Annotated in this window: 2 protein-coding genes and 1 pseudogene; 2 read left to right on the forward strand and 1 reads right to left on the reverse strand. The window is 60.0% G+C overall.

All coding sequences use genetic code 11. The features are described 5' to 3' along the window. Window positions 1–51: 51 nt before the first annotated feature. A pseudogene (locus EN993_RS38500) lies at window positions 52–892 on the forward strand (IS1 family transposase). Window positions 893–896: 4 nt separating this feature from the next. Here EN993_RS38500 and EN993_RS34570 read toward each other — a convergent pair. Beyond that, complete coding sequence (locus EN993_RS34570) at window positions 897–1,085, reverse strand: hypothetical protein (RefSeq protein WP_245469057.1); 189 nt, start codon at window positions 1,083–1,085, stop codon at window positions 897–899. A gap of 621 nt (window positions 1,086–1,706) precedes the next feature. Between EN993_RS34570 and ltrA the strand changes: the two genes are divergently transcribed. Beyond that, on the forward strand, window positions 1,707–2,450 hold a 744-nt coding region (gene ltrA / locus EN993_RS34580; protein WP_127266119.1), incomplete at its 3' end, for a group II intron reverse transcriptase/maturase.

A 2,450-nucleotide genomic window follows, 5' to 3' on the forward strand; every position in this document is an offset into this window, starting at 1 on the left:
GCGAATAACAAGTATGTTTTCGTCCGATAAGCCTGCCTGACATCCGAGACCATGCTTTGCGAGAGATCGTCCATGCGGTCGATCTCCCGCGTTGCCGATGTGTCGATCAACATGGTTTCGAAGCTGCTTGTCGATGCCGCCAAATTCTGCGCCAATCTGCACGACCGCGAAGTCCGCAATGTGGCTTCCAAGCGCGTCCAGTGCGATGAAATCTGGTCGTTTGTCGGCGCAAAGGCGAAGAACGTTTCGACCATGAAGAACCATGTCGAGGGCGCGGCGACGTGTGGACTTGGACCGCGCTGGATAGCGACAGCAAGCTTATCATTTCCTGGCTGATCGGCGGTCGCGACGGCGAATATGCGCTGGCCTTCATGGACGAGGTGAAGGACCGTCTTGCCAATCGCGTCCAGCTTATGACGGACGGCCATCGCGCCTGTCTGAACGCCGTCGAGGAAGCCTCTGGAGCGGACATCGATTACGCTATGCTGATCAAGCAGTATGGCGAGCCGGAGAGCAATAAGTCTCCAGAGCGCCGCTACAGCCCCTCCGTCTGCAGTGGCGCGACCAAGACGCGGATCGAAGGCAATCCCGATCCGGTGCATGTCAGCACGTCGCATATAGAGCGCGCCAACCTCACGATGCGGATGGCAAACCGCCGCTTCACGCGCTTGACCAATGCGTTCTCAAGAAGTTCGACAACCACGTCCACATGATCGCGATCTACACGGTTTGGTACAACTTCATCAAAATGCACAAGACGTTGAAAATGACGCCGCCAATGGCGGCTGGCGTGTCGCAGACGCTTTGGTCGATGGAAGATCTTTTCGAGAAGATGGACGCTGTAGCGCCGAAGCCGGGTAAGCGCGGTCCGTACAAAAAGAAGGTCGCCTAAGCGGCTATCTGCCCTTCACGCTGTTCTTGCCGACTATCGAGAGCTTCGGCCCGTGGGCTTCCCGGATGATCTTGGCGGCTTCGTCTCTGGTTATGCCAACCTTGCGGGCATAGTAGGCGGCTTCCGCGTCAAGCCCGCCCTCTAACGGCGCATCAATCGCCTGCTTGGCCTTCTGCTTCGCCTTCTTGCCCATAAGACGAATCATAGCACATCGCGAGGCGTGGCTGAATGGTCGCTCTGAGGTCGCTAAAATTTCAAACTGAGACACTACGTGTGCCGCGAACACACCAACAGAGAAGGGGGTGTGGAGCTGCAAGGGAGATGAGGGCAGGCCCCTCGGAGCCGGCGATCAGGCGCAGGCTCCAATCCACTGCGAGCTGCTGGCGTTAAGAGCGCTGGTGGTGAGCGTCGCAGGAAAAGGCGGGGGTAAAACCCGTCAGGTGAGATCCGGAGAGACGAGCGCAAGCGAACCGCTGATGACGTGCCGAAATTCACAGGACGATGTCGAAACCAGAGGGAAGGTAGTGGCCTCTGGGACCAGTTTGGGCGGAGCCCTGGAGCCCGGCCCGAGCGGCATCCGGCTTGGAGGCGGCGTGAATCCGGATCAGGCTCTTTTGTGGAACGCGGGAACCTGTCGCCCCGATGTTAAGGGAGAAGCTCAAGCGGGAAATCCCCGCAAGGGCGAGAGTACCGATGCGGGGCACAGGGACGGAGCAGTCCGTAGTAGGGGTGAAGGCTCTGTAATGGGGCTGGACCGAAGGGGCTGCAGTATCCCGCCAAGGTCAGGCGGCCAACCGGCGACGGGAGGAGCCGCATGACCAAGGCAAAGCCGTTTGACATCCCGAAGCGGGAAGTCTGGGAGGCTTTCAAGAAGGTGAAGGCCAACCAAGGAGCGGCTGAAGTAGACGGACAGTCGATTGCTGACTTTGAGGTTGATCTAACTGGTAACCTCTACAAGCTCTGGAACCGGCTGTCCTCGGGAAGCTATCTCCCCCAACCGGTGCGGCGGGTGGACATTCCGAAGGCGGCGGGCGGAACGCGGCCGTTGGGCATACCAACGGTGTCGGATCGCATCGCGCAAGAAGTTGTCCGACGGTATCTGGAGCCTCGACTGGACCCGTTGTTCCATGTCGACTCCTACGGCTACCGGCCCGGCCGCTCGGCGATCGACGCCGTGCGCACGGCCCGTCAGCGCTGCTGGCGACACGACTGGGTGCTCGACCTCGACATAAAGGCGTTCTTCGACACGATTCCACACGATCTGCTCCTCAAGGCTGTGCGGGCACATACCGACTGCCGCTGGGTACTGCTCTATGTGGAGCGCTGGTTGATGGCGCCGGTGCAAAGGGAAGATGGCTGCATCGAGCCACGGGAGGCTGGAACCCCGCAGGGATCGGTCGTGAGTCCGATCCTGGCGAATCTGTTCCTGCATTACGCGTTCGACCTGTGGATGACACGAACCCATCCGGCTGTTCCATTTGAGCGGTACGCGGATGACGTGATCTGCCACTGCCGAACCCAATCCGCGGCCGAAGCCTTGCGCGCCGCTCTAGCGGAG

This window comes from Mesorhizobium sp. M7D.F.Ca.US.004.01.2.1 (genome assembly GCF_003997785.1).
GTDB classification, from domain to species: domain Bacteria; phylum Pseudomonadota; class Alphaproteobacteria; order Rhizobiales; family Rhizobiaceae; genus Mesorhizobium; species Mesorhizobium loti.

Excerpts from the sequence above, each read along its gene's own strand:
- EN993_RS34570 (WP_245469057.1), bottom strand. The coding sequence starts at position 1,085 with ATGGGCAAGAAGGCGAAGCAGAAGGCCAAGCAGGCGATTGATGCGCCG.